This is a genomic window from Desulfosporosinus orientis DSM 765 (assembly GCF_000235605.1).
GTDB classification, from domain to species: Bacteria; Bacillota; Desulfitobacteriia; order Desulfitobacteriales; family Desulfitobacteriaceae; genus Desulfosporosinus; species Desulfosporosinus orientis.
In genome coordinates this window covers 1,202,952-1,229,919 of record NC_016584.1, presented here as the reverse complement: position 1 = coordinate 1,229,919, position 26,968 = coordinate 1,202,952, and the positions used below count along the sequence as shown (strand labels likewise).

Sequence of the window (26,968 nt, the reverse complement as noted above, 5' to 3'; positions counted from 1 at the left end):
CTCCAAGGCTAAGTAACATTAACCCCCTCTGTCTTAACAGATTTACGCTGAATTCGCTGCCACAGGAAGACAATCACTAAGACGGAAATCCCTACCGTATCTGTAAGCAACCCAGGCTTAATCAAGCCAAAGGCTGCAATAATCAGAAAAACTCTTTGGAACAGGTTGGTAGTATTCAACATATATCCCTGTACAGCACAAGCCAGGGCGATAACTCCTACCGTAGCTGTAACCAGAGACCCCAGGATATGGCCAATACTGCCCTGAGCGATCAGAGCCGGCGAGTATATCCAAATGTAAGGAATCAAAAACCCTGCAGCCGCTAAGCGGGCTGCGGCCCATCCAACTTTACTCGGGTTGGCACTGGCAATTCCTGCTCCGGTAAAGGCCGCTAAGGCAACAGGCGGAGTGACATTAGAGATATTGCCAAAGTAGAATACAAACAAATGGGCTGCTAAAGGTGCGACCCCTAATTTGAGAAGAGCCGGAGAGGCAATAGTGGCGCCCACAATATAAACGGCTGTGGTAGGCATTCCCATGCCCAAAATAATGGCTGTAATCATGGTCAGCAACAAGGTGGGGAATAAGTTGCCGTGAGCAAAGGCCAGCATATTGTCTCCCAAGGTAATCCCCAAGCTGGTGAGAGAGGACACTCCCACGATAACGCCTACAACGGCGGTAGCAATAGCTACACTAATACTTCCTTTAGCGCCCATTTCCAAGGCCATCAAGAAACCCCGCCAGCTCATGCGCGTGGATTTCCGCAGGAAGCTAGCTCCAATGGCCACCAGAATCCCATAGAAAGCGGCATAAGTGGGAGTTACCCCTTTAACCAGAAGATAAATGATGGCCGCCAGAGGTATTATGAGATGCCCCCGCTCTTTGAGAACTAGTTTCATCACCGGCAATTGTTCGCGAGGCACACCTTTTAGGCCGGTTTTAAGAGCTTCAAGATGTACCATGGTAAATACCGCTAAATAGTAAAGGAAGGCGGGAATCAAGGCAGCAACCATGATGTCTTTATAGGGAATATTTAAGAATTCCGCCATAATAAAGGCTGCCGCACCCATAATCGGGGGCATAAACTGCCCGCCAGTGGAAGCAACCGCCTCCACTGCTGCAGCAAAGTGAGGCCGGTAACCGATGCTTTTCATTAGGGGAATAGTAAAGGCACCCGTGGTTGCTACATTAGCTACCGCACTACCGCTGATGGTTCCCATAATTCCGCTGGCAAAGACGGCCACTTTGGCCGGCCCGCCCGGGGAAGTCCCAGCCAAAGCCATGGAAGAATCATTGATCAGCTTCGCCATTCCGGTTTCCCCCAGAAAAGCCCCGAAAAGTATGAAGAGGAAAATAAATGTAGCCGAAACACCCAAAGCAACCCCAAAAATTCCTTCAGAACCTAAATACATTTGGTAAATAATTCTTTTGAGACTGAAGCCGCTGTGGCCAAAGGATCCTGGGATATACTCTCCAAAGTAGGCGTAGAGCAGAAACAGTACACCCAGAATCGGGAGTTCTTTCCCTAAACACCGGCGTCCCGCTTCAAAGACAACCAAGATCCCCAGTGCCCCCATGATATAATCCCGATTAATTGGCAGCCCCCCCCGCAGGGCTAGTTGTTCGTTCGCAAATACCATATAGAGGCCGGCAACAATACTTAAGGCAATCATAATCCAGTCAAAGATCCCCGGTTTACCTCTCATACCCTTCTTGCGAGCCGGATATAGAAGAAAGATGAGTACCATAACAAAAGTCAGATGAATGGAACGCAGCTTAATAGCTTCAAGAGTTCCGATACCTGCCACCCACAAATGAAACAGGGAAAAGGAGATGGCTATGGCCGAGACCAGCAGTCCAGTCTTTGATTTGGGTTTGAATTTACGAACTTGGGATTCCTTGTCGTATTTCTCTAATAGTTCTTGGACAACTTCTTCTGAGGCAATTTCACTGTCTGACAATGTACTGATTTGTTCGCCGCCAGGCTTATCCAGTACTTTGCTCATGATGTTATCCTCCTTTATTACTTCAGCACACCGACTTCCTTGAAATACTTAATAGCGCCCGGATGCAGCGGTATCGGACCCATACCTTTGCCGGAATCTTCTTTTTTAATGTTCTTGGTGATGGCATGGGCATTGTAGAGATCCGGCAGGTTTTCATAAATCCCTTTCGTAAGGTTATAGATTAAATCTTCACTGAGATCAGCACGAGTCACTAAGAGATTGGCTAAGGCTACCGTGTGTACATCTTCCTCCTGGCCCTTGTACGTTCCTTTAGGAATGACATATTCATAATAGAAAGGGTATTTCTCAACAATCTTTTGAATCATATCCGGTTCCAAGGAAATGAGCTTTACATCAATGGAATTAGAGACGTCCATAATCGCCGCCAAGGGCATAGCACCGGAGAAATTAGCGGCATCTGCCTGCTTATTTTTGAGCAGCTCACTGGCCTCAGTGAATCCCACGTAATCCGCATTGACATTGCTCTTATCTTTATCCCAGAAATTCAGACCGAAGATATCCAGAACTTCCTTAGAATTGGTTACCGTTCCGCTTCCCGTAGCCCCAGGCACAAACCGCTTCCCCTGGAGATCCTTGACGGAGTTGATGCCTGAATCCTTGCGCACCACAATTTGCGTGACATTAGGATACAAAAAGGTCATGCCGCGCAGGTCTTTGTTAGCCCGGCCGGAAAAATTATCCTGACCCTGATAGGCGTACACTGCCACATTGGCCATGGTAAAAGCAACTTCCGCTTCTTTCTGCTGTAAAAAGTTCATGTTGGCCGCACTTGCCTCAGTCGATTGGGCTGATGCTTTAACTCCCGGTACCTTGTCAGTCCATATTTTAGCCATGGCATTTCCAATAGGGTAATAAGCCCCGGACGTTGTACCTGTAGCGATGTTCACTCGTTCAACTTTTTCAGATGATTGATCCGAAGTATTGGCAGATTTGCTTCCGCACCCTGTCATAGCAAGAGATATAAATACAACCATTATTAAGCTAAGTATTTTGCGCATATAAATTTGCCCCCCTCTTAATAATTTTTTTACGTAAGGTTCATTAAAAAAATTCTATTTTTTCTCTTGCCCCCCTTCTAATTAATATGTATAAACACCAACATTCAGCTGTATGGCTTTATGTCGTGTATGGTGTTCTTGATTCAAATATTAAAATCATACTAATTTAAATAAATTAAAATATTCTGGTAATTTTCTCTAAAAAAATTTGCCCTTATGGCTTTGAATTTCGTTCTACTAATTAGAATTTAGCAAAGTATTATTGTAAAAACGTTAGCATGACGGATGCTGCAACCAAGGTCCCTATAACTCCTGCTACATTGGGTCCCATAGCGTGCATTAACAAATAATTCCGCTTATTTTCCTCTGCTCCTACTTTGTGAACAACTCTGGCAGACATAGGTACCGCCGAAACTCCTGCAGCCCCAATTAGCGGATTGATTTTTTCTTTTAAGAAAAGGTTCATAAACTTTGCTAACAATACACCTGACGCTGTAGCAATAGCAAAGGCAAATAGTCCAAGGATAAATAGTAAGATCACCTCTCGTTTAAGGAATATCTCCGCAGTCATAGTAGCGCCTACGGAAAGACCTAAAAAAATTGTAACGATATTCATCAATTCGTTTTGAGCAGCCTTTGTAAGTCTTTCAACGACACCCGACTCCTTAAACAAGTTACCTAGCATAAACATAGCCATCAAAGCAGCAGATGCTGGTACAATCAACATAATTAACGTTCCCGTAACCACTGGAAATACTATCTTTTCTACTTTACTGACCGTACGTAATTTCCGCATAACGGTTCTTCGCTCGGCCTTGGTTGTCAGCAGTTTCATGATTGGTGGCTGAATAATTGGAACCAGAGCCATATAGGAATAAGCAGCTACTGCTACCGGTCCAAGCATATGGGAGGCTAGCTTAGAGGTCAGATAAATTGTTGTCGGGCCATCTGCTCCCCCAACGATGGATATTGACGCAGCTTCTTTTATATCAAAACCAAAAAGCAAGGCTACAAAAAACGTTATATAAACTCCAATTTGTGCACCCCCACCTAGGAGCAAGGTTTTTGGATTTGCAATTACTGGACCAAAATCTGTCATAGCACCTAAGCCAAGAAAAATTAGAGGAGGGATAATTTCCCAGTCAATCCCATAGTGATAAAATCTCCAGATGAGACCGCTGTCAGGCTCCATCAAAAATGTTAGTGGTAAATTCACGACTAAAATTCCAAAGGAAATTGGTAATAACAAAAGGGGTTCATATTCCTTTTTAATGGCCAGATACATAAGGACAACGGCTATTGTCCACATGATCACATTGCCCAAAGTTAGATGAAAAAAACCGCTGGATGTAATCAATTCGTGTAATACTTTCTCCATGAATTAACGCCTCCTTTCTCAAGTTGTCTAAGTCTAGTCTTTCGCTTTTTCTCTACGGTTTCCAAATGATCTAATGATAATTGAACAAGCACCGACTGAGAGCTGTAGCGAACACATGACAAGCATCACGATACTTACACCGCTTACAAAAATCTTGACCGCTAAATTCCAATCAGTCATGCTTATCTCACCCTTTCTAAGGAAACAACGACTTTATCACCTTGATTCCGTTTCATTTCCCTGCATCTCCTTTAACTTCTTCAACTTGCGTACGACTGTAGACTGATTTACCCCTAATGCCTCAGCAGCTTTAACGGTAGTACGATACTGTTTCATGGCTAATCTAACCAGTTGTTGTTCTAGATCATCAATAGCTTCCTTGAGCGGAATAACTCCGGCCACTGTTACAGACCTGAGAGCGCTGTTTTCCTTTTGATAAAGTACGTGGTCAACCTCCCTTTCAGAAATAAGCTTTTGATTTGAGGTAACTACTAACCGCTCAATGATGTTGGCCATTTCTCGAATATTTCCTAACCAAGGATAACTCAAGAATAAGCGAACTGCTTTTGGAGAAAAAACCTTCTCTAATCCGTGACGCTTATTGTTTTGCTCTAGATAATAAAGAACTAGGGGTATAAGATCTTCTTTACGTTCTCTTAGGGCAGGAATAGTAATTGGCACTACGTTTAGACTGAAAAAGAGATCCAATCGAAAAAGGCCATTTTCCACTAAGTCTTTTAACGGTGTAGTGGAACTAGCGATAATTCTTACATCGATGGGAATGCTTTTCTTCCCATCTGAAACTTGTTGTGTCTTATTCTGTAGTACTCTCAATAAACGGCCTTGTAAACTTAAGGGTATTTTTCCTACATCTTCAAGGTAAACACAACCCTTTTCTGCTAACTCGAATACCCCCGCTTTTCTCTTAGTTCCGTCAGAGGAGATTTCTTGCCCAAATAGCTCTATCTCTAGCAGATGATTAGGAAGGGATCCGCAATTTAATTTGTAAAAAGGGGCTTGAGCACGTTTGCTCTTGGAATGGATTAGTCTTGCAATATCTTCCTTGCCTACCCCTTGTTCTCCAACTAATACTACAGGCGAATCTACTTGACTTACCCTAGTAGCAAGATCCTTCACATTGTCCATGATAACGGAACAGGACCTCCACTCAGGACTCGTTTCTTGATTATTCCTCATCTGTGCGATCTGAGACTGATACTTTTCCGAGAGTTGTTTACTCTCTTCCAGAGCTTCCCTTAGAAATAGCAATTCACTCATATCTCTTATGTTAATGACAATTTTTATGATGTCCCCTTCTTCATCATAGACTGGATTGCCTGTGATGACCAAGGTATGCTTATCAAAGGTCCTTTCCAGAAGACTTACAACACCATCCTTTTTTCTAACTAGATGAATAATATTATTCTCGAAAACCTCTTTCTCCACAAGTTCTTTAAACGATCTCCCCACTAGATCCGCCCAAGCAACTTCTAATATTCTTCCCACAGCAGGGTTACAGCGCAGTATTTCACCTTGTCCGTCACAAATGATTAACCCATCATACGAAGAAGCAATAATTGTCTGGAGCTCTTCATTAAGTTGTTTGACACTTCTTAGTTCTTGCAAAACCTTTTCTATCTCGGAAACGTCTTGGAATACTCCTACCGCCCCTACGACTTCCCCGTCTCTAATAATTGGTGTCCGATTGGAGATATACAATCTGCGGCCCACCTGAAATTTGGCTCCAAATTCGGGTATTCCACTGCGAACAACATCTAAGAGACCTGTAGGGATAATGACATCGTTTAAAAAACGTCCGACGGCTTCTTCTTTTGTTGAACGAGTAGGTCTTTCTGCCGCTGGGTTTAGAGATGTTATGATGCCCTGTTTATTTATAGCTATAATGGCATTGTGCGCTGAGTCAAAAACCGCCTCGAGTTCTTGTCTACGTAATTGGGCCTGTTGAAGATAAGCCTGAATCAAAGAATTCTTAGTTACTACACCAATTATTTCTTCTAGGTTATTTAACACCGGGTAAATATCAAAGGGTAAATCCGTAACATCTTCCAATAATGCATCTTCCTTTAAAGGAAAGAAACGCGTGGTCAAATAGTCAATAGCCTTAGTCTCTGCCGAGAACCGTTCTAAGCCTTTCTCAAAAATCTGCTCTTTGGTAACCATACCCAGTAAATGGCCTTGATCATTGAGCAAAGGCAAGCCAGTCACTTTTTTTTCCTTCATTAAAGTAAGCGCATCTCCAATAGTATGGAAACTGTAAAGGCATACAGAAAGTCGTGACATTACTTGGCCAACACGCTGCAAAGTATTTTCCTCCTTAGACTATCTATTTGGCTGGTAACCAAGTTCGATTTTAGAGATAATCTGCATATGAATATTCGATGTTCCTTCAAGTGTCTCAAACTGCTTAGCATCGCGGAGCCATCTACCGCAAGGATATTCAGTCGAATAGCCATATGAGCCGTAGATTTTCATGGCTATGTTTGCGGCATGAACCGCTGCAATAGAGCCATATAGCTTAGCCATGGATGTCGCCTGTTGACTGGGCAACTTGTTTTCTTTTAACCAGGCAGCTCGATAAACGAGATATTTAGCTGCTTCATCTTCTAGCTTCATTTCTGCAATCTGCTGCTGAATCATTTGATACTTTCCAATCTGTTTTCCAAATTGAGTACGCTCATTAGCATATTGAACTGAACCTTCCAGACAGGCTGCTGAAAGAGCAGCAGAACCAGTAGCGCAGCCCATCCGAGTATTGTTTAACATCCACATACATATTTGAAAGCCTTTATTAAGTGGACCTAACAGGTTTTCTTTCGGAATCATTGCATTTTCAAACACTAATTCCGAAGTCGGAGCTGGCCACATTCCAACTTTCTTAAGTATGGGAATTCTGGTTACACCAGGGGTTTTGTTGTAGTCAATGATAAAGCAGGATATTCCTTTGGCTCCTGCGCCTTTTTCTGTGACGGCATAAAGAAGTCCGATATCACAAGTGTGTCCTCCGGATATCCACATCTTTGAGCCATTGATCAGCCAATGGTCGCCTTTATCCTCAGCTAAAGTCTTCATACTAGCTACATCAGAACCGGTATTGGCTTCTGTCATTGCAAAGCTTCCTACTGAATCGCCACTCACAAGGCGGGGTATATACGTTTGTTTTTGTTCCTTAGTACCCCATTCATTAATCGTCATTGCTGGGCCCCAGACGTTGCCACTGATACTTAGCCTCCAGGAAGTATGAACCTTGGCTATTTCGTATAAAGCTGTCACTGCTTCCATCCACCCCATGCCATTTCCACCATACTCTTCGGGAATGCTCCACCCTAACAGCCCTAACTTTCCCATTTTGCTTAAGATCTCTCTGCGGTAATAATGATTTTCTTCATCCTCTTCAACATAAGGACCTATTTCTTTTTCTGCGAAATCACGAGCCATCTCTTGAACCATTCTTTGTTCTTCAGTTAATCCAAAATCCATTCTGTATCCCTCCTTATCAAATTTTTTGTAACCTTATAGGAGAATGTATACTCTTAAGCTCTACAAAACCAAGATGAAATCCTGTTACCTTCTATATCCGAGTAATTCAGTAATTTTATCCCTTAATGGTCCTAGGTAAGATCATCTGATGGATGGGAGTAATCGACTTGGGATTTTGATAATTTGCACTGGCAAAAGCTACACAATAGCTTCTTAAATCCGACAGTCCTACAATCTCATCCACAAGGCCGAGCTTTGCACAATAAGCAGGTCTGGACTTCTCTTCGTAATCTTTTACCATTTGATTCATTTTCTCAATAACCGGCTCTAAGTCCTTACCTACCTCTTGTTCTTTAACCAGCCTGCGGGCATAAGATGCCGCCGCCGCTGTTTCCCCGTGCATTACGTAAATTTCTGTCAAAGGAGTTCCTAAGGTAAAGGCGTTATTTTCATTGGCTTGAGGCCCTCCCATAATATAATGGGCAGCAGCTGTACCTTTTCTTAAAACAATGCATATCATGGCGATATCCGTCTTTTCAATAGAATAAATCAGGCTTTGACCCAGAGCCAGTAATTCCGCTCTCTCGGCAACGTCCCCAACATCAATGCCTGTGGTATCCTGAAGCCAGATAATCGGCAAATTATCCCGGCCGCATAAAGTGACAAATTCGGACTGTTTAATTAATCCCTGTCGGTAATGCTTACCTCCGATTCCCACATAAGCTCTTTCAGCATATTCCGGATATTTGGGCAGCATTCCTTGCCTGTTGCCAATAATCCCTACCGGGAAACCATCTATTTTGGCAATTCCCGTAAAGACTTCCGGTCCATATTCCGGCCGGTACTCCATAAATTCGCTGTTATCCGTAAGACGTGCCAGGATTTGCATGGCATCATAAGGCCGTCTTTGATTGGCTGGAAGCAGGCGGTTCAGCTCCAGACCTGGATACTTAGGTTCTGCCGGCTCCGCTACTCTAAACACTTTGGGATCATAGGCTGGCAAGCCACTCATATACTCTTTGATGCCATCTAAGACACCGATTTCACTATCATAAACTTCTCTAAAGTAGGCTGTCTCATCAAAATGAGTCTCTATACGACCAGGCGCCTTGGCCTTAAATCCCTGGGTCGCATCGATTAATTGTTGAGCTGACTCTAAGTCGAAAAAACCCTTAGGATTCATCCCTCCAACGATTCCAGCTCCCCCCACAGCAATATTAGCATCCTTATGGGCTATAAGGATCGTCGGGCTGATTCCTTGATATCCTCCGCCAGCAGGGTTAGTGCCATAAATACCATTGAGGATCGGAATGCCCAGTCGATTCAGCTCTGCATGTCTAAAGAAAGTCGCTCCGCTTCCTCGCCTATCAGCATACACGTTTTCTTGCTCCATCAATTTAACTCCACTACAATTAGTAAGCCAAACTAACGGAATATTCAGTCTTTTAGCAAGATCAGTAACTCTTAACATATTTTCAGCTTGGCCAGAGATCCAGGCCCCAGCCATAACCTTATTATCGAAACCAATAATGACTGCCCATTTCCCTTCGATTTTTCCAAGACCATCTACAACACCCGTGCATCCTTCTTCGTTATCTCTGGGGTTATAAAGTGTATGTAAAGGGCACCACGTTCCTTCATCAACCAAATAGTCGAGTCTATCCCAAACCGTCATCTGGCCTTTTTTTCTAATGACTTCGGCAGGGGTTCCTGCATTTTTAACCTTTTCAACGGCTTTGGCGATAATTTCCTCTTGTTCTTGAACGAGTTTTATATTTTCTTCAGTTCGTTTTATTTCCCCAGCACTTAATGGTTTCCCAATGTCCGGCATCTTTTCAAAGTAAGGGCGTAATGCCGCTTGCTTTCTGTCCATAGATACTAAATCTCCCTTCTCGTATACTCGGATACTTTTGCCCCTAGAAAGCAGATGCTTCCTAGGAGCAAAGCTATTATCCAAATGTAAGAATGATTACTCTATGACGACTAATACCTGGTCTTCGCTGACACTTTCCCCTTCTTTAACGTCGATCTTAACCACTCTGCCAGGCTCATCTGCATAAATGGGAGTTTCCATTTTTAACGCTTCTAAGATTATTATTTCGTCATCCATCTCCACCACGTCTCCAACGGCTACATTGATCTTCCAAACTTTCCCTGCCAACGGTGAAACTAGATTTGCCATAGGATTTCACCTCCTCTCAATAGGCCTTATTGACAAGAACCTCAATTAGCTACGGAGTTGATCCAATGATTTAAAGATGCATAATTATTTGTACTTGCATAATGCTTTCCTTATAGGTTTGATCAATCTTCCTCCAAAATGTAATGAAGTTATCTATCGTTCATAATTGCATTAGTAATGGCCCCCTATAACACTGTAATAGACTGGCTTTCATGCAGTAGAGCATATTTTAATAACTTGTAAATTATATTATCTAATTAGTCAGAATATTACAACTCTTTTATGCAGCGGTGCAATAGTAAAATTTTATCAATAATGGTACTTGCTTCATACAATTTTAACGGTAGTATCTTGCATACTTTTGTGAATTGCTATGAGCCAAAACCTACCCTGACTCAAGGAGTTGTTTATAAAACATATAAATTTGATATATGTAAAAATGAATAAGGACATAAGAAATCACCGCTTTCTTATACCTTATTCATTACTTATAGCTATATCGCTTAGTCGAATTATCTGGTTCAACTTACAGCTATGCATATTCTATGCCTAGTCAGAACATCCACCGCAGTATGCATTTGCGCAATAGAAATACTATATCGACTAACTTTCTATCATCGTCCAAATTAAAAAGCTTAGAATTATGCAGAAGAGACTGCTTGTGTCCACCGTTAGATTCTGTTGCCATTCTTCAAAAGTTCAATAGGTGCTGCCTCATTGATAACTAATTGAGTTTCTCGTAATACTTGGCCTATCTTTGGAGCATTAATATAAGAGTGAAAACTATGATCGTTATATATTGACTCATTTCGCTATTCATCAATAAATATCCCTCAGACTTCAGGCATCACCGTGGAAATAAAGCGGGCTGTTTTTAACAGCTCGCTTTATTTCATTTTGTTTTAACAAGATACTATTCACTCTCTCTTACAGTACACTTATTCACATAGACATCCCTATGATCTTTAATGGCTCTTGGAGTAATCATTTGATGGATTGGGCAAATCGCTTTTGGATTTTGATAGACTCCACCGACAAAGGCTTTAATATAGTTACGTAATTCCGGCATCTTAACAATTTCATCGACGAAACCTTTCTTGGCACAGAAGGCCGGTTTCGATTTGTCACTGTAAGCCTGTATCAGTTCATTCATCTTGGCTATCGTACCATCGAGTGGTTTACCACTGTCTTGATCTTTAACTAACCTACGTGAATACATAGCTGCCGCAGCTGTTTCTCCATGCATTACGTTGATCTCAGTGGCTGCTGTCCCAATACTAAAAGCATTGGTTTTTATACCTTGTGGTCCGCCTAAGACATAGTGAGCAGCAGCAGTTCCTTTTCTGAGGGTGATTTCCATCTGAGGAACATCCGTGTTCTGGATCGAATAAATCAGCGACTGCCCTAAACCTAATAGTTCAGCGGATTCTGCTATATCCCCGACGTCAATCCCTGTCGTATCTTGAATCCAAACGATGGGCAGTTTATCACGATTACATAACGTTACAAACTCGCTCATCTTAATGAGGCCTTGACGATAGAGTTTACCACCGATACCGATATACTCTTTGGTATATTCCGGATAGTTCTTTAAGACGCCTTGTTTGTTCGCTACAAATCCACAGAGTAATCCATCGATTTTAGCGATACCTGTATACATTTCCAAACCAAAGTCTGGCTTATATTCCATGTGCTCGCTGTTGTCAAAAAGGCGCGCTAAGACTTCGTAGATATCGTACCCTCTCTTCTGGTTGGCTGGAACGATACTCCGGAGATCGTCTCCAGAAAATTTAGGTTCGGCTGGATTAGCAACTCTGAAGAATTCTGGATTATAGGCAGGCAGAGCCCCCACATATTTTTTGATTTGGTCGAGAACCGCTTCTTCACTTTCGGCGACCTCACGGAAGAAACCCGTAACTCCGTGGTGAATTTCCACTCTTCCGGGAGGCGTTGATTTGAATCCACGGGTTGCGTCGATTAAGGCCTGTGCTGCTTCTTCATCGACATAACCTTTAGGGCTCATACCACCAACAATACCAGCGCCGCCAACGGCCATGTTTGCCTTTTGATGAGCGATCAAAATGGTAGGACTGATGCTATGATATCCGCCACCGGCTGGATTTGTTCCGTAGATACCGACGATGACGGGCAGTCCCATTTGCTCCAGCTCTGTATGTCGATAGAAGGGCGTTCCTCCACCGATACGATTCGCGTATACTTCTTCTTGATGACTGAGTTTAACACCGCTGCAGTTTAAGATCCATACTAACGGCAGATTCATCCTCTTGGCTATGTCAGTGACTCTTGTAATGTTGTCAGCCTGCCCTGGAATCCAAGCACCCGCCAAATATTTATTGTCTGAGGCGATAACCACGACCCATTTACCGTTGACTTTACCAATTCCGTCGATAACTGCCGTCGTACCCTCTTCGTTGGCGGTTGGATCATAGATAGTATGCAGCGGACACCAAGTACCGGGTTCGACTAAGTATTCAATACGCTGCCATGCCGTCCATTCTCCACCGGCATTAACCTTTTCGGTTGCCTTTCCACCTGTTTTAATTCGATTGACTTCAGCATCGATTTCAGCCTCGACGGCTAACAGTTCATCGACATTTTTTGTATTAACCTTTTTTAAGGCTTTACCCAGGTCATCCATTTTTCGGAAATATTTGGGCATGGAATAGCCAAATTCACTCACCAAAACCACTCCTTATTAGAAAACATCTTGGAAGTTGATTCTCACTCAACCTTCCAAGCTTGCCCTCTTTATCTTAAGGTCTATTCTAAAACAATGAGTACATCGCCTTCCTCAACTTGCTGGCCTTCTTTAACTTTGATCTCTTTTACTACGCCGCCTTCGGGAGCGTACACTGGGTTTTCCATTTTCAAAGCTTCAAGTACGATTACTTCATCATCTTCTGCAATAGCTTCTCCTACCTTAATAAGAATCTGAAATACTTTAGCTGCCATTGGGCTTTCAATGTTTGCTATTTTAATCTCCTCCTTAAATTACTTTTTTATATTTAAATTTAAAGGTTCCCTTGAGCTTAGATTGAGGTTTGTTTTATATATGCCTATAACTGCTTCGATTGCTTTAACTGGCTTTTTAAACGTTCTTGAACATTCGGATGTCGATGGGGAAAACCTTGATTACTTTAATACACTAATGAACATACCTGCTGCTACGGCTGTACCAATAACACCAGCTACGTTTGGGCCCATTGCATGCATTAAAAGATAGTTCTTCTTATCTGCTTCCGAACCTACTTTATGAGCAACTCGGGCTGCCATAGGAACCGCTGAAACACCCGCGGCTCCAATTAATGGATTGATTTTTTCTTTGAGGAACAGGTTCATAAGTTGGGCCAACCCAATACCACAAGCGGTAGCACAGGCAAACGCTACTGAACCCAATAAGAATACGCCGATAACCTTAGGCGTTAAAAATACCTCTGCCGGCATAGTAGCACCCACTGATATTCCTAAGAAGATGGTGACGATATTCATTAATTCATTTTGGGCTGTAAGGCTCAAACGATCGACCACTCCAGATTCCCTCATCAGATTACCAAAGCAAAACATGCCCATCAGAGCAGCAGCATCGGGTACAACCAGAGTAATGACGATGACTGTAATAATCGGGAAGAACATTTTTTCCAGTTTGGATACCTTACGTAATGATTTCATACGGATCTTTCTTTGAGCTTCTGTCGTAAGTAATTTCATGACCGGGGGTTGGATAACAGGTACCAGCGCCATATAGGAGTAAGCAGCTACTGCGCAGATCCCCATCATTTCCGGGGCTAGTTTAGACGCTAGAAAAATGGTGGTAGGTCCGTCCGCACCGCCGATAATTCCGATAACAGCCGCTTGATCTATATTAAAGCCTAAGGCTAAAGCTCCAAAGAAGGTTACATAAACCCCACCTTGAGCCCCTGCCCCAAGTATCAGCGTCTTAGGATTAGCAATAACTGGGCCAAAATCCGTCATTGCTCCAATACCGAGGAAGATAAGAGGAGGGATGATGGCCCACTCTTCACCATAGTGGTAAAAGCGCCAGAGTAACCCTTGATTTTCCATCATAATATCGGATGGAAGATTAACTAAAAGAATACCAAAGGCTATGGGTAATAGAAGCAAAGGTTCAAAACCCTTCTTAATGGCCAGATAGATAAATATGAACGCTATAGCCCACATAACAAGATTGCCCCAGTAGAGACTATCGAAGGCCATAGATGTCCACATGGTTTGTAATAGCTCCATTTGTGTCACTCACCTTCTTTATACATTAATTTCTTTAACAGGTTCTTCCTTTTTCTTCTCTATTGCAATTGCAAGTTTGGAGCTTAAATTGACCATTATCTGCAAAAAGATCATGACGATAAAAACTCCAGATACTCCCGAAATAAAAGTGACTAGCGCTAATGACATTTTTCTCCTCCTTCCTGCTCTTAATTTCGCATTTGGCCCTAAGTCATCCAGACAGAAGTTTATTTAAAACAGAAATTAAGTACCCTTTTTCAGATACACTTTCTTGTAATTTCTTTTTCCACCTCCTGCACCAGGTCATTTGATATATTTGAAAATGTTCAGTTCTATACCTATAACTATGCAATACTTATGCCATTTTTTTAGTTTTACATCTATTTTTTCAAATAGCTTATATGGACTATAATTTCTATTTAAACTTAAAGATCAACTTGAATTTCAACTTTTTATTTTTAAAAAATATACATATAATATGTCTTGCCACACTTTTACCAGAAAAGCTTCATTAGCTGTTGTATTTTCAGTACACTTTTCCTGAAATATGGACAATGGACATATTTTCAAAATAGCCTTCAATACCGCTAAAGACGCAAATAAATATGGACGTATGGAAATGCCTCTCTATTTCCATACGTCCATATTACCTTTTACAACCGCTAGAATTCTGGCAATTACACAGAAATATTATCGGGTATTTTCTTAAATCTCCGACTCATTTTACCTTCTTCACCGACAAGAGTGTTAAAGGGGCTGAGCTGTTCATCCTTCTGATAAGGAAACCATCCCTGATTACAGGACAAGCAGATACATTCGGTTCTATTATAGCCTATAAAACCAAAGACAGGACCGAGGGGACCGCAAACACAAGTTGCTAATAGCGCGCGCATAAAGGCATAACCATATTTATGATAGACATAATTTTCCGATTTACATTTAGGGCATCTACTATGAATTCCTGGAGCTCCGACGCCACAGTGCTGACAATGATGAGAATTCTCTAAAACAGTCTTGCCACAGGCTCTACAGTTTACTTCTTTGCTTTGCACTTGATACATTCGAAACAACTCCTTTTTCTCCAGAAAACCTGTTTAACAATTAAGAGAGATCGTATTATATAAACAAATCACTATAATACCAACTAAGACTAGCCAAATCCAATAAATTGTCATTGGCAATAACTCTTAAAAACTTATTAGCTGGTCTTATTTAGTATTCATGATTGATAATTTACGCAATTAGATTCTGTTACCATTCTTATCCAAGTATACTGGGTTAATCTGTTGAATTCCCATGATCCGTTTTCCCTTAAGAACTTGATAGAGTCCTAATTTTAATCTACTGTCAATATGTGCTGCCTCATTGATCACTAATTGAGTTTCTCGTAATACTTGGCCTATCTCTGGAGCATTAATAAGAGTATTCATACGCAAAAAACTAATATAGTTTTTCACAGTTTTATTATTGAGGTTATTTTGCACGTTTTCACTTTTGCGAGTAATACGTTTAATTTTAAAAGGGATAGCGAGTCGAACCAAGGCAATCAATATAAGAGTGAAAACTATGATTGTTATATATTGACTCATTTCGCTATTCATCAATAAATATCCCCCAGACTTCAGGCATCACCGTGGAAATAAAGCGGGCTGTTTTTAACAGCTCGCTTTATTTCATTTTGTTTTAACAAGATACTATTCACTCTCTCTTACAGTACACTTATTCACATAGACATCCCTATGATCTTTAATGGCTCTTGGAGTAATCATTTGATGGATTGGGCAAATCGCTTTTGGATTTTGATAGACTCCACCGACAAAGGCTTTAATATAGTTACGTAATTCCGGCATCTTAACAATTTCATCGACGAAACCTTTCTTGGCACAGAAGGCCGGTTTCGATTTGTCACTGTAAGCCTGTATCAGTTCATTCATCTTGGCTATCGTACCATCGAGTGGTTTACCACTGTCTTGATCTTTAACTAACCTACGTGAATACATAGCTGCCGCAGCTGTTTCTCCATGCATTACGTTGATCTCAGTGGCTGCTGTCCCAATACTAAAAGCATTGGTTTTTATACCTTGTGGTCCGCCTAAGACATAGTGAGCAGCAGCAGTTCCTTTTCTGAGGGTGATTTCCATCTGAGGAACATCCGTGTTCTGGATCGAATAAATCAGCGACTGCCCTAAACCTAATAGTTCAGCGGATTCTGCTATATCCCCGACGTCAATCCCTGTCGTATCTTGAATCCAAACGATGGGCAGTTTATCACGATTACATAACGTTACAAACTCGCTCATCTTAATGAGGCCTTGACGATAGAGTTTACCACCGATACCGATATACTCTTTGGTATATTCCGGATAGTTCTTTAAGACGCCTTGTTTGTTCGCTACAAATCCACAGAGTAATCCATCGATTTTAGCGATACCTGTATACATTTCCAAACCAAAGTCTGGCTTATATTCCATGTGCTCGCTGTTGTCAAAAAGGCGCGCTAAGACTTCGTAGATATCGTACCCTCTCTTCTGGTTGGCTGGAACGATACTCCGGAGATCGTCTCCAGAAAATTTAGGTTCGGCTGGATTAGCAACTCTGAAGAATTCTGGATTATAGGCAGGCAGAGCCCCCACATATTTTTTGATTTGGTCGAGAACCGCTTCTTCACTTTCGGCGACCTCACGGAAGAAACCCGTAACTCCGTGGTGAATTTCCACTCTTCCGGGAGGCGTTGATTTGAATCCACGGGTTGCGTCGATTAAGGCCTGTGCTGCTTCTTCATCGACATAACCTTTAGGGCTCATACCACCAACAATACCAGCGCCGCCAATGGCCATGTTTGCCTTTTGATGAGCGATCAAAATGGTAGGACTGATGCTATGATATCCGCCACCGGCTGGATTTGTTCCGTAGATACCGACGATGACGGGCAGTCCCATTTGCTCCAGCTCTGTATGTCGATAGAAGGGCGTTCCTCCACCGATACGATTCGCGTATACTTCTTCTTGATGACTGAGTTTAACACCGCTGCAGTTTAAGATCCATACTAACGGCAGATTCATCCTCTTGGCTATGTCAGTGACTCTTGTAATGTTGTCAGCCTGCCCTGGAATCCAAGCACCCGCCAAATATTTATTGTCTGAGGCGATAACCACGACCCATTTACCGTTGACTTTACCAATTCCGTCGATAACTGCCGTCGTACCCTCTTCGTTGGCGGTTGGATCATAGATAGTATGCAGCGGACACCAAGTACCGGGTTCGACTAAGTATTCAATACGCTGCCATGCCGTCCATTCTCCACCGGCATTAACCTTTTCGGTTGCCTTTCCACCTGTTTTAATTCGATTGACTTCAGCATCGATTTCAGCCTCGACGGCTAACAGTTCATCGACATTTTTTGTATTAACCTTTTTTAAGGCTTTACCCAGGTCATCCATTTTTCGGAAATATTTGGGCATGGAATAGCCAAATTCACTCACCAAAACCACTCCTTATTAGAAAACATCTTGGAAGTTGATTCTCACTCAACCTTCCAAGCTTGCCCTCTTTATCTTAAGGTCTATTCTAAAACAATGAGTACATCGCCTTCCTCAACTTGCTGGCCTTCTTTAACTTTGATCTCTTTTACTACGCCGCCTTCGGGAGCGTACACTGGGTTTTCCATTTTCAAAGCTTCAAGTACGATTACTTCATCATCTTCTGCAATAGCTTCTCCTACCTTAATAAGAATCTGAAATACTTTAGCTGCCATTGGGCTTTCAATGTTTGCCATTTTAATCTCCTCCTTAAATTACTTTTTTATATTTAAATTTAAAGGTTCCCTTGAGCTTAGATTGAGGTTTGTTTTATATATGCCTATAACTGCTTCGATTGCTTTAACTGGCTTTTTAAACGTTCTTGAACATTCGGATGTCGATGGGGAAAACCTTGATTACTTTAATACACTAATGAACATACCTGCTGCTACGGCTGTACCAATAACACCAGCTACGTTTGGGCCCATTGCATGCATTAAAAGATAGTTCTTCTTATCTGCTTCCGAACCTACTTTATGAGCAACTCGGGCTGCCATAGGAACCGCTGAAACACCCGCGGCTCCAATTAATGGATTGATTTTTTCTTTGAGGAACAGGTTCATAAGTTGGGCCAACCCAATACCACAAGCGGTAGCACAGGCAAACGCTACTGAACCCAATAAGAATACGCCGATAACCTTAGGCGTTAAAAATACCTCTGCCGGCATAGTAGCACCCACTGATATTCCTAAGAAGATGGTGACGATATTCATTAATTCATTTTGGGCTGTAAGGCTCAAACGATCGACCACTCCAGATTCCCTCATCAGATTACCAAAGCAAAACATGCCCATCAGAGCAGCAGCATCGGGTACAACCAGAGTAATGACGATGACTGTAATAATCGGGAAGAACATTTTTTCCAGTTTGGATACCTTACGTAATGATTTCATACGGATCTTTCTTTGAGCTTCTGTCGTAAGTAATTTCATGACCGGGGGTTGGATAACAGGTACCAGCGCCATATAGGAGTAAGCAGCTACTGCGCAGATCCCCATCATTTCCGGGGCTAGTTTAGACGCTAGAAAAATGGTGGTAGGTCCGTCCGCACCGCCGATAATTCCGATAACAGCCGCTTGATCTATATTAAAGCCTAAGGCTAAAGCTCCAAAGAAGGTTACATAAACCCCACCTTGAGCCCCTGCCCCAAGTATCAGCGTCTTAGGATTAGCAATAACTGGGCCAAAATCCGTCATTGCTCCAATACCGAGGAAGATAAGAGGAGGGATGATGGCCCACTCTTCACCATAGTGGTAAAAGCGCCAGAGTAACCCTTGATTTTCCATCATAATATCGGATGGAAGATTAACTAAAAGAATACCAAAGGCTATGGGTAATAGAAGCAAAGGTTCAAAACCCTTCTTAATGGCCAGATAGACAAATATGAACGCTATAGCCCACATAACAAGATTGCCCCAGTAGAGACTATCGAAGGCCATAGATGTCCACATGGTTTGTAATAGCTCCATTTGTGTCACTCACCTTCTTTATACATGTTAAGTATTTAATTTTTGTTGGACAGGCTCATTTTTCTTTTCTAAGGCAATGGCCAGTTTGGAGCTCAAATTAACCATTATCTGCAAAAAGATCATAACTATAAACACCCCAGATAGTCCCGAAATAAACGTAACTAACGGTAATGACATACTCTACCACCTTCCGGCTCATAGCCTCCCTTAATCCGCCATGCGACGATTAAACCATTAAACGCTGAGGATCGACTTTCTTTATAAGAATATCCAAGATCTCCTGACTTGGAGGTTCTGCTTCCACAGCTCTGCTCAAATCCATTTCAAAACCCGTATTGTCTTGAATGTACTGTGGGGTAATTCCTGGGTAGTATTCAGCCAAATACATCCGCTTAGTTTTATCATCAAAACGCATAATTCCAAGCTCCGTAACTACAGCTTGCGGTCCAACTTCGGGCAGACCGGTCTTCTTACGACCATCTGGTCCATCGATCCAACCAGGACTAGTTAAATAATCTACTTTTTTACAAAAACGGCGTTTTTGGTGTTTCATCATTATGACCGTATTGCAATTTGTAGCAATTCCGTTGGCTCCACCACTACCGGTAAACCTAGTCTTAGGATGCAGATAATCACCAATGCAGGTAGAATTCAGGTTACCATATGCATCTATCTGAGCACCACCCAGGAATCCTATATCTATCGACCCTTTCTTGTAGGCATTGGCTTGAAAACCAAAATATAAAATTTGTGGCCATAAAGCGGAGGCAGTGTAAGATATTCTCATATCACTGACACTAGTAGGTACCTCGATAGGACCTCCATCGATCATTCCTGTTTCAAAACACAGACGTACATTAGGTGCAGTACTGTTCTTGGCCAGACTGGCAGCCACCAAAGGTAATCCTGTCCCAACAATAATGGTAGAACCATCCTTTACCTGGCGCGCCATAGCTACCGCCATCATTTGACTACTAGTATACTCTGCCACAACTTGTCATCTCCTCTTCAATCCAGGTACGTAGTTGAATCCATTCTTAACCTTTAGTTGCATTAAACGACTGGCACCAAGTTTATCTAAATATTCAGCGTGGTCTTTTGTACCACGAATCCATTCATTAAGAAATTCTTCAAAAAGATCATCGTCAGCGCTAACTTTATCATACATCCGCAAATACATGGCATCATAATCATAATAGTTCGTGCACTGACTGGGATGAGCACCGTGGGGTACCTCAACCACTGCATCGGGTATTATATTAGGCAGCTGATTTCTCCAAGGTTCATCACGCAATTCATTATGATGTACGATTTGTTCGCAAGTGACAATACAATGCGTAGCAGCCATAGCTACATCAGGGTCTATGAAGATAGGACCATCAATTCTACAAGTACCATCTGAAGCGGCTTGTTGAACGTGAATTATTCCAACATCGATTTTAGGTGTCGGTAATAAGCATACCTTCTCTTCAGGATTAAAAGGGTTATGTTCTACTTTCAATTTGAAGGGCGGGAGTTTGGGATCACTTTTATAAACTTCTTCCGGAATACCCCATTTGTCGATCAAGCTAGTTCCGAGCATATTTTTAACAGCGACATAGGGTAACCCCAAAGCTGCCGCATGGTACATCAGTGGTTGTACATCCAAGGAGTAGTCTTCCCAAAGGATCTTACCTTGCTCTACATACTTGCGGAAACGACGGCTGACCTGAGTAAAGCCAGAATTGGCCATATAGGAGTTAAAAAGCACCTTGACACACCCTGCCCCGATGAGCATGTCAGTGTCTCCACCACCAGGCCCGCCCTCGAGATACAGATCTTTAATACCTTGTCGGATAATCTCATGTACCGCTGCATACGGTTTTTTGTTAGTTACGAATCCGCCCAACGCAATGTGATCTCCATCGTGAACAAACTTGCTTATCGCCTCATGCATTGTCATCACTTTGCTTACAGAACTCACAGTACTCACTCCAATCAAAGCATACTAGTGCTAAAAAAATAAGTCTTTTATTCCGGCTAGTAATGCATTACCTTATAGTACGTAACATCCTATAAGGTCAGGCAAACAAACCTACTAATCAAGTTTGTTTACCTGAATACCTGTATATGAACCTTATTACTTTTTTATAAAGGCCAGATCAAAGGTACAATCGTAATGATGATAATAAAACTAATCAGCTGGAACGTTCCGCCCATTTTTACGTAATCCATAAATTTGTAATTGCCAGGTCCTAGTACAATCGTGTTAGGCGGAGTGCCAACCGGAGTCATATAGGCTGCAGCACAAGCCGTGGCTAGACCCATCAATAATGGCAATGGGCTGAATCCCATTCCATTAGCAACGAATACACCAATTGGTGCCATCATGGCAGTAGTAGCAGTGTTTGACATCATCTGGGTTAGGATAACCCCTACCAAACAGAAAGTAGCAAAGATAATGAATGGACTTGAATTCCCAACATATTTGATAGCTGTATCAGCAATTAATTTACCTGCGCCACTCTTGTCTAGGCCTGCTGCAAAACCAATGGCACCAGCCAAAACAAAAAAGGTATTCCAATCCGTTAATTCATACAATCTCTTGATCGTCATTGTACGGAGTACAACAGTTAACATAGCACCTGTGATAGCAACAGTTCCTAGAGTGAAGGTAAATGCTTTGTTAGTTTCAAATTGAGGCTGTACTATAAATCCAATAATACAAAATGCCAAAATCAAACCGGCCTTCCACATCTTATCTTTAGGGTGTTCTACATGTTCAAGGACTACTTCAACCTCGTTATGGGCTTCAGCCTCGATTTCGTCTTTCCACATTCTTTTAGCCAATACTTGACCAATCGTCAAGGTGTAAAGAATAAGTGCAATACAGACAGGTAAGCCTACATAACCCCATTCAAAAAAACCAAATGTAGGAATTTTTAAGCTGATCATTAATCCGTGTACGATGACCGGCGGAGTAGAACCTACCAGGGTTAACATACCTCCAGTAGTAGCAACGAAAGCTAGCGGCATAAGTAATTTTTTAGCACTAACCTTTCCCTGCGATTTAGCGGAAATTGCCTTGATAATTGGAGTAAACGTCGCTGTGGTTGAGGTGTTATTTAGAAAAGCGGACATAAGCATTGCTATAGGATATACAATTAAGATGATTTTCTTCTCTGATGCGCCAATGAATTTGATGATACTACGACCCATTGCAGCAGCTAGTCCAGTTTCAAACAAGGCCGCACCGACCATAACCATACCGATAACCAACCAGAGTGTATCTGCTGCAAACCCCGAAAAGGCTACACTAAATTTAGCTATCTGTAACCAAACCAACGCAATACAACCTAACATGGTAGTCACTGCAATAGGAATCCATTCTGTAACATAAAAGAAAACAACTATGCCTAAAATAACCAATGCTAAAACAGCCGGACTCATCAATACTCCTCCTCTTTACTATTATTTAATTTTTTACCTAACCTGATCTTATTCTTATTATCTTCACCTCCTAATACTGAATTTTTAACTTCTTGGGAATATTCTGTAATAATGCAATATGTGTGCCACTTTAACCCGCATCAAGATCATGACGTTAACCTCTTAATATAGTTCCATGCAACTTGATATTAAAATTGCTAATTAAAGCATACCTTTCAGTTATTTAAAAGTTTTTAGTTTCGAAAGCTATATCTTTTGGTGATATCTTGTAAAGAAGTAAATTTATGGACTAAAATTAATACTTTTTCAAACCTTAATATTAATTTATCACAACTAAGTGAATAATTGGACTAATTTTTATTTTCTATCAAAAATAAATTACTGTATTTACCTTTTATGGAATTTTAACGGACAATTTTTATAAAACTGTTGTGTTTTCTGGACACCTTCCCTGCAACATTGGACACTGTATATACAATTCAAGATTGGCATATAAAAAGAAAGGGTCTCTGCAAGCAGAGTTTCCCTTCCTCTAAACTTCTATTGTTGGATTATACCCTTATTGATATCCTAACGTTCTACAATTAAGGCGATCCCTTGACCTCCGCCAATACATAAGGTGGCTAATCCAGTATGGGCATTTTTTCGTTTCATTTCATGCAATAAGGTCACGAGAATTCGAGTTCCTGAAGCGCCAACAGGGTGTCCAATGGAAATGGCTCCACCGTTTACATTCGTTTTGTCGATATCAAGTCCCAACCCATTAGCAACACTTAGAGTTTGAGATGCAAATGCTTCGTTAGCCTCTACGAGATCGATATCTTCGATTTTAAGTCCTGCCTTTTCTAAGGCCTTCCGGCTTGCTGGAATAGGGCCAGTTCCCATAATCAGGGGATCTACACCTGCCGAACTCCATGATGAGATAGTAGCTAGAGGCGTTAAGCCTAATTCTAAAGATTTCTCTTTGGCCATAACGACGACAGCAGCGGCTCCATCATTAATCCCTGAGGCATTTCCTGCAGTAACGGTTCCATCTTTTTTAAACGCGCCTTTTAGTTTAGCAAGAGCTTCATAGGTTGCACCAAAACGTGGAAACTCATCCTGAGAGACAACAATGGGATCTCCTTTACGCTGCGGAATAGACACAGGTACAATTTCCTCTTCAAACTTTCCAGCTTTAATAGCAGCCTCCGCGCGATTTTGGCTGGATACCGCATATCGATCTTGTTCTTCTCGGGAAAAACCAAACTGTTCAGCAATGTTTTCTGCCGTAATTCCCATATGAACATTGTTCATAGCATCTGTTAAGCCATCATTAATCATGATATCAACAATGCTGCTATTCCCCATCCGATACCCTGTACGAGCTTTTAGAAGTGCATAAGGCGCTAGAGACATGCTCTCCATACCGCCTGCTACAACTATATCAGCGTCCTCTGATATTATAGCTTGAGCCGCACAAACTACAGACTTAATTCCAGAACCGCATACTTTGTTAAGGGTCCAGGAAGGAACTTCCTGAGGTATTCCTGCTTTTAGGGACGCATGGCGAGCGGGGTTTTGACCCAGCCCAGCTTGTAACACGTTGCCCATAATAACCTCATCAACTTGATCGGGTGTAATACCTGCTCTTTTTATGGCTTCCTTAATAACAATTGCCCCTAAATCGACAGCAGCTGTTTGCCCTAATGCACCTAAAAAAGAACCTACTGGTGTTCGAACAGCACTTACGATTACTACTTCTCTCACTTTGGTCAACTCCTTCTTAGTTATTTGATACTTTGAATGAACTCGAAATGCTTGTACTTTAGCGGCCTTCAAAAACGGGTTTGCGTCGCTCCACAAAAGCTGTGCATCTTCTTTCTGATCGCGTGTGCTAAACGTAATTTAAGGCTTTTGGGCAATTAATGATTAGGACGGCGATAGCACCGTCCTTTTCTAAGATAAGATTACTATATTTCATGCTTTTAACATCTTCAATCAGGCTGGATAGTTATAAAAACCACGACCTGCTTTACGGCCTAGCCAGCCTGCTTTGACGTATTTACGGAGTAATGGGCATGGACGATATTTATCCCCTAAACCTTCATGCAGAACTTCCATAATGGATAAGACCGTATCCAGTCCAATCAGATCCGCTAAAGCTAAGGGTCCCATAGGGTGATTCATGCCTAACTTCATCACATTATCAATGGATTCTACCGAAGCTATGCCCTCATTTAGTGTACAGATGGCTTCATTGAGCATAGGGACGAGGACCCGGTTAGCGACAAACCCAGGAGCATCATTGACTTCTACAGGCGTTTTCCCCATAGACGTGCTTAAGGTTTCGATGGTTTTGTAGACTTCATCGCTGGTAGCCAAACCGCGAATGACTTCCACAAGCTTCATAACTGGTACAGGATTCATAAAGTGCATTCCAATGACTCGATCCGGACGTTTGGTGAATGCAGCGATTTCAGTAATAGGTAATGAGGATGTGTTAGTCGAAAGGATCGTGTGATCCGGGCAAATAACGTCTAGCTGAGAGAACACTTGGGATTTTATGGCCATATTTTCTACAGCGGCTTCAATAACTAGGTCAGCAGCGGCTGCGTCCTGAAGAGAGGTCGATTTCGTAATACGCCCAAGAATATTCTCTTTATCTTCAGCCGTAAGTTTTCCTTTTTCAACATTTCGGCTGAGGTTTTTTTCAATGATACCTAGACCTCTTTGGACAAATTCATCTTTAATATCATTTAAAATAACAGAATAATTTGCCTGCGCAGCAACTTGGGCAATTCCCCCTCCCATTTGTCCAGCCCCAATAACCATAATTGTTTTCATAGCTAACTTCTCCATTCAACATTTATATTTTTCAATATTCAAACAATAAAATTTTTACTTTTGTTTCAATAGCTCAAGCCCTTGCTTTGCAAGGGCTTAAATTTATATTGCCAAACTGGGGACTAGCTTTTTGCTGATTATCGGTTAGGTTGGTAACCAAGTTCGATGCCCGAAATAATCTGCATATGAATGTTGGAAGTTCCTTCGAGAGTTTCAAACTGCTTGGCATCCCGGAGCCATCTTCCGCAAGGATATTCTGTTGAATAACCATAGGAACCATATATTTTCATGGCCATGTTGGCACCATGAACTGCTGCCATACAACCGTAAAGTTTTGCCATCGAAGTTGCCTGCTGGCTAGGAAGATTATTATCTTTTAGCCATGCAGCGTGATAAACGAGATATTTGGCTGCTTCATCTTCCAGCTTCATTTCAGCTAGTTGTGCTTGGATCATTTGATACTTGCCAATGGGTTTTCCAAACTGAGTTCGCTCATTAGCATATTGAACTGAACCTTCCAGACAGGCCGCTGAAAGAGCAGCAGAACCAGTAGCGCAGCCCATCCGAGTATTATTTAACATCCACATGCAAATTTGGAAGCCTTTATTAAGCGGTCCTAAGAGGTTTTCCTTTGGAACCACTGCGTTTTCAAACACCAATTCCGAAGTTGGTGCTGGCCACATACCTACTTTGGAGTGAATGGGAATTCTGGTGACACCAGAGGTATTATTGTAGTCAATGATAAAACAGGAGATCCCTTTAGCACCTGCACCTTTATCAGTCACGGCATAAAGGAGACCGATATCACAAGTATGCCCTCCGGATATCCACATTTTAGAACCATTGATTAACCAGTGATCCCCTTTATCTTCAGCAAAGGTCTTCATACTTGCCACGTCAGAACCGGTATTGGCTTCAGTGATAGCAAAGCTACCTACAGAAGTACCCGCTACCAGTCCGGGGATATACTTTTGCTTTTGCTCTTCAGTTCCATACTGATTGATCGTCATAGCAGGCCCCCAACAGTTGCCGCTGACGCTCAATCTCCAAGAAGTATGAACCTTAGATATTTCATACAGTGCTAGGACGGCTTCCATCCAGCCCATTCCATTTCCACCATACTCCTCAGGTATACTCCAGCCCAACAGGCCCAAATCGCCTAATTTAGTCAGTATTTCTCTACGGTAGAAGTGATTTTCTTCATCCTGTTCAATAAAAGGCGCAATTTCCTTTAGAGCGAAGTTACGAGCCATGTCTTGTATCATTTGTTGATCTTCGGTCAATGCAAAATCCATTTACTTTACCACTCCTCAGTTA

At 41.9% G+C, this 26,968-nt stretch carries 23 protein-coding genes; all 23 read right to left on the bottom strand.

Going from position 1 to position 26,968, the window contains the following annotated elements:
- Positions 1-8: 8 nt before the first annotated feature.
- Positions 9-2,006, bottom strand: coding sequence for a TRAP transporter permease (locus DESOR_RS05885; protein WP_014183690.1), 1,998 nt, complete (start codon positions 2,004-2,006; stop codon positions 9-11).
- A 17-nt stretch (positions 2,007-2,023) separates the two neighbouring features.
- A complete protein-coding gene (locus DESOR_RS05880; RefSeq protein ID WP_014183689.1) occupies positions 2,024-3,025 on the bottom strand; it encodes a TAXI family TRAP transporter solute-binding subunit in 1,002 nt (333 codons plus the stop codon).
- A 259-nt stretch (positions 3,026-3,284) separates the two neighbouring features.
- Positions 3,285-4,403 (bottom strand): sodium ion-translocating decarboxylase subunit beta, encoded by a 1,119-nt coding sequence (locus DESOR_RS05875; RefSeq protein WP_014183688.1) that lies wholly within the window; start codon positions 4,401-4,403, stop codon positions 3,285-3,287.
- Between the two features lie 216 nt (positions 4,404-4,619).
- The gene (locus DESOR_RS05870) at positions 4,620-6,725 is read right to left on the bottom strand and encodes a sigma-54-dependent Fis family transcriptional regulator (RefSeq protein WP_014183687.1); all 2,106 of its coding nucleotides are present in this window, start codon (positions 6,723-6,725) and stop codon (positions 4,620-4,622) included.
- An 18-nt stretch (positions 6,726-6,743) separates the two neighbouring features.
- A complete protein-coding gene (locus tag DESOR_RS05865; protein WP_014183686.1) occupies positions 6,744-7,901 on the bottom strand; it encodes an acyl-CoA dehydrogenase family protein in 1,158 nt (385 codons plus the stop codon).
- A 115-nt stretch (positions 7,902-8,016) separates the two neighbouring features.
- Positions 8,017-9,774 carry an acyl-CoA carboxylase subunit beta gene (locus DESOR_RS05860; RefSeq protein ID WP_014183685.1) on the bottom strand — a complete coding sequence of 586 codons (1,758 nt, stop codon included), beginning with the start codon at positions 9,772-9,774 and terminating at the stop codon, positions 8,017-8,019.
- Positions 9,775-9,870: 96 nt separating this feature from the next.
- On the bottom strand, positions 9,871-10,083 hold the full coding sequence (locus DESOR_RS05855) for an acyl-CoA carboxylase biotin carboxyl carrier protein subunit (RefSeq protein WP_014183684.1): 213 nt from the start codon (positions 10,081-10,083) through the stop codon (positions 9,871-9,873).
- A gap of 913 nt (positions 10,084-10,996) precedes the next feature.
- Complete coding sequence (locus DESOR_RS05850) at positions 10,997-12,784, bottom strand: acyl-CoA carboxylase subunit beta (RefSeq protein WP_014183683.1); 1,788 nt, start codon at positions 12,782-12,784, stop codon at positions 10,997-10,999.
- Between the two features lie 80 nt (positions 12,785-12,864).
- Positions 12,865-13,068, bottom strand: a complete 204-nt coding sequence (locus tag DESOR_RS05845; protein WP_282434410.1) for an acyl-CoA carboxylase biotin carboxyl carrier protein subunit — start codon at positions 13,066-13,068, stop codon at positions 12,865-12,867.
- Between the two features lie 168 nt (positions 13,069-13,236).
- On the bottom strand, positions 13,237-14,349 hold the full coding sequence (locus DESOR_RS05840; protein ID WP_014183681.1) for a sodium ion-translocating decarboxylase subunit beta: 1,113 nt from the start codon (positions 14,347-14,349) through the stop codon (positions 13,237-13,239).
- Between the two features lie 18 nt (positions 14,350-14,367).
- Positions 14,368-14,517, bottom strand: a complete 150-nt coding sequence (locus DESOR_RS05835) for an oxaloacetate decarboxylase subunit gamma (protein WP_014183680.1) — start codon at positions 14,515-14,517, stop codon at positions 14,368-14,370.
- 509 nt (positions 14,518-15,026) lie between these two features.
- Positions 15,027-15,410, bottom strand: coding sequence for a hypothetical protein (locus tag DESOR_RS05830; RefSeq protein WP_014183679.1), 384 nt, complete (start codon positions 15,408-15,410; stop codon positions 15,027-15,029).
- Between the two features lie 180 nt (positions 15,411-15,590).
- On the bottom strand, positions 15,591-15,950 hold the full coding sequence (locus tag DESOR_RS05825) for a hypothetical protein (protein ID WP_014183678.1): 360 nt from the start codon (positions 15,948-15,950) through the stop codon (positions 15,591-15,593).
- Positions 15,951-16,043: 93 nt separating this feature from the next.
- Positions 16,044-17,831 carry an acyl-CoA carboxylase subunit beta gene (locus DESOR_RS05820; RefSeq protein ID WP_014183677.1) on the bottom strand — a complete coding sequence of 596 codons (1,788 nt, stop codon included), beginning with the start codon at positions 17,829-17,831 and terminating at the stop codon, positions 16,044-16,046.
- A gap of 80 nt (positions 17,832-17,911) precedes the next feature.
- Positions 17,912-18,124, bottom strand: coding sequence for an acyl-CoA carboxylase biotin carboxyl carrier protein subunit (locus DESOR_RS05815; protein WP_014183676.1), 213 nt, complete (start codon positions 18,122-18,124; stop codon positions 17,912-17,914).
- 159 nt (positions 18,125-18,283) lie between these two features.
- Positions 18,284-19,396, bottom strand: a complete 1,113-nt coding sequence (locus DESOR_RS05810; protein WP_014183675.1) for a sodium ion-translocating decarboxylase subunit beta — start codon at positions 19,394-19,396, stop codon at positions 18,284-18,286.
- Positions 19,397-19,423: 27 nt separating this feature from the next.
- The gene (locus tag DESOR_RS05805; protein ID WP_014183674.1) at positions 19,424-19,573 is read right to left on the bottom strand and encodes an oxaloacetate decarboxylase subunit gamma; all 150 of its coding nucleotides are present in this window, start codon (positions 19,571-19,573) and stop codon (positions 19,424-19,426) included.
- 49 nt (positions 19,574-19,622) lie between these two features.
- Positions 19,623-20,387: a CoA-transferase subunit beta gene (locus DESOR_RS05800; protein ID WP_014183673.1), complete on the bottom strand. Its 765-nt coding sequence runs from the start codon at positions 20,385-20,387 to the stop codon at positions 19,623-19,625.
- Between the two features lie 6 nt (positions 20,388-20,393).
- Complete coding sequence (locus DESOR_RS05795) at positions 20,394-21,359, bottom strand: CoA transferase subunit A (RefSeq protein WP_014183672.1); 966 nt, start codon at positions 21,357-21,359, stop codon at positions 20,394-20,396.
- 164 nt (positions 21,360-21,523) lie between these two features.
- The gene (locus DESOR_RS05790; RefSeq protein ID WP_014183671.1) at positions 21,524-22,825 is read right to left on the bottom strand and encodes an SLC13 family permease; all 1,302 of its coding nucleotides are present in this window, start codon (positions 22,823-22,825) and stop codon (positions 21,524-21,526) included.
- Positions 22,826-23,395: 570 nt separating this feature from the next.
- On the bottom strand, positions 23,396-24,574 hold the full coding sequence (locus tag DESOR_RS05785) for an acetyl-CoA C-acetyltransferase (RefSeq protein WP_014183670.1): 1,179 nt from the start codon (positions 24,572-24,574) through the stop codon (positions 23,396-23,398).
- 231 nt (positions 24,575-24,805) lie between these two features.
- Positions 24,806-25,651, bottom strand: a complete 846-nt coding sequence (locus DESOR_RS05780; protein WP_014183669.1) for a 3-hydroxybutyryl-CoA dehydrogenase — start codon at positions 25,649-25,651, stop codon at positions 24,806-24,808.
- A 137-nt stretch (positions 25,652-25,788) separates the two neighbouring features.
- On the bottom strand, positions 25,789-26,946 hold the full coding sequence (locus DESOR_RS05775) for an acyl-CoA dehydrogenase family protein (protein ID WP_014183668.1): 1,158 nt from the start codon (positions 26,944-26,946) through the stop codon (positions 25,789-25,791).
- Positions 26,947-26,968: the final 22 nt, after the last annotated feature.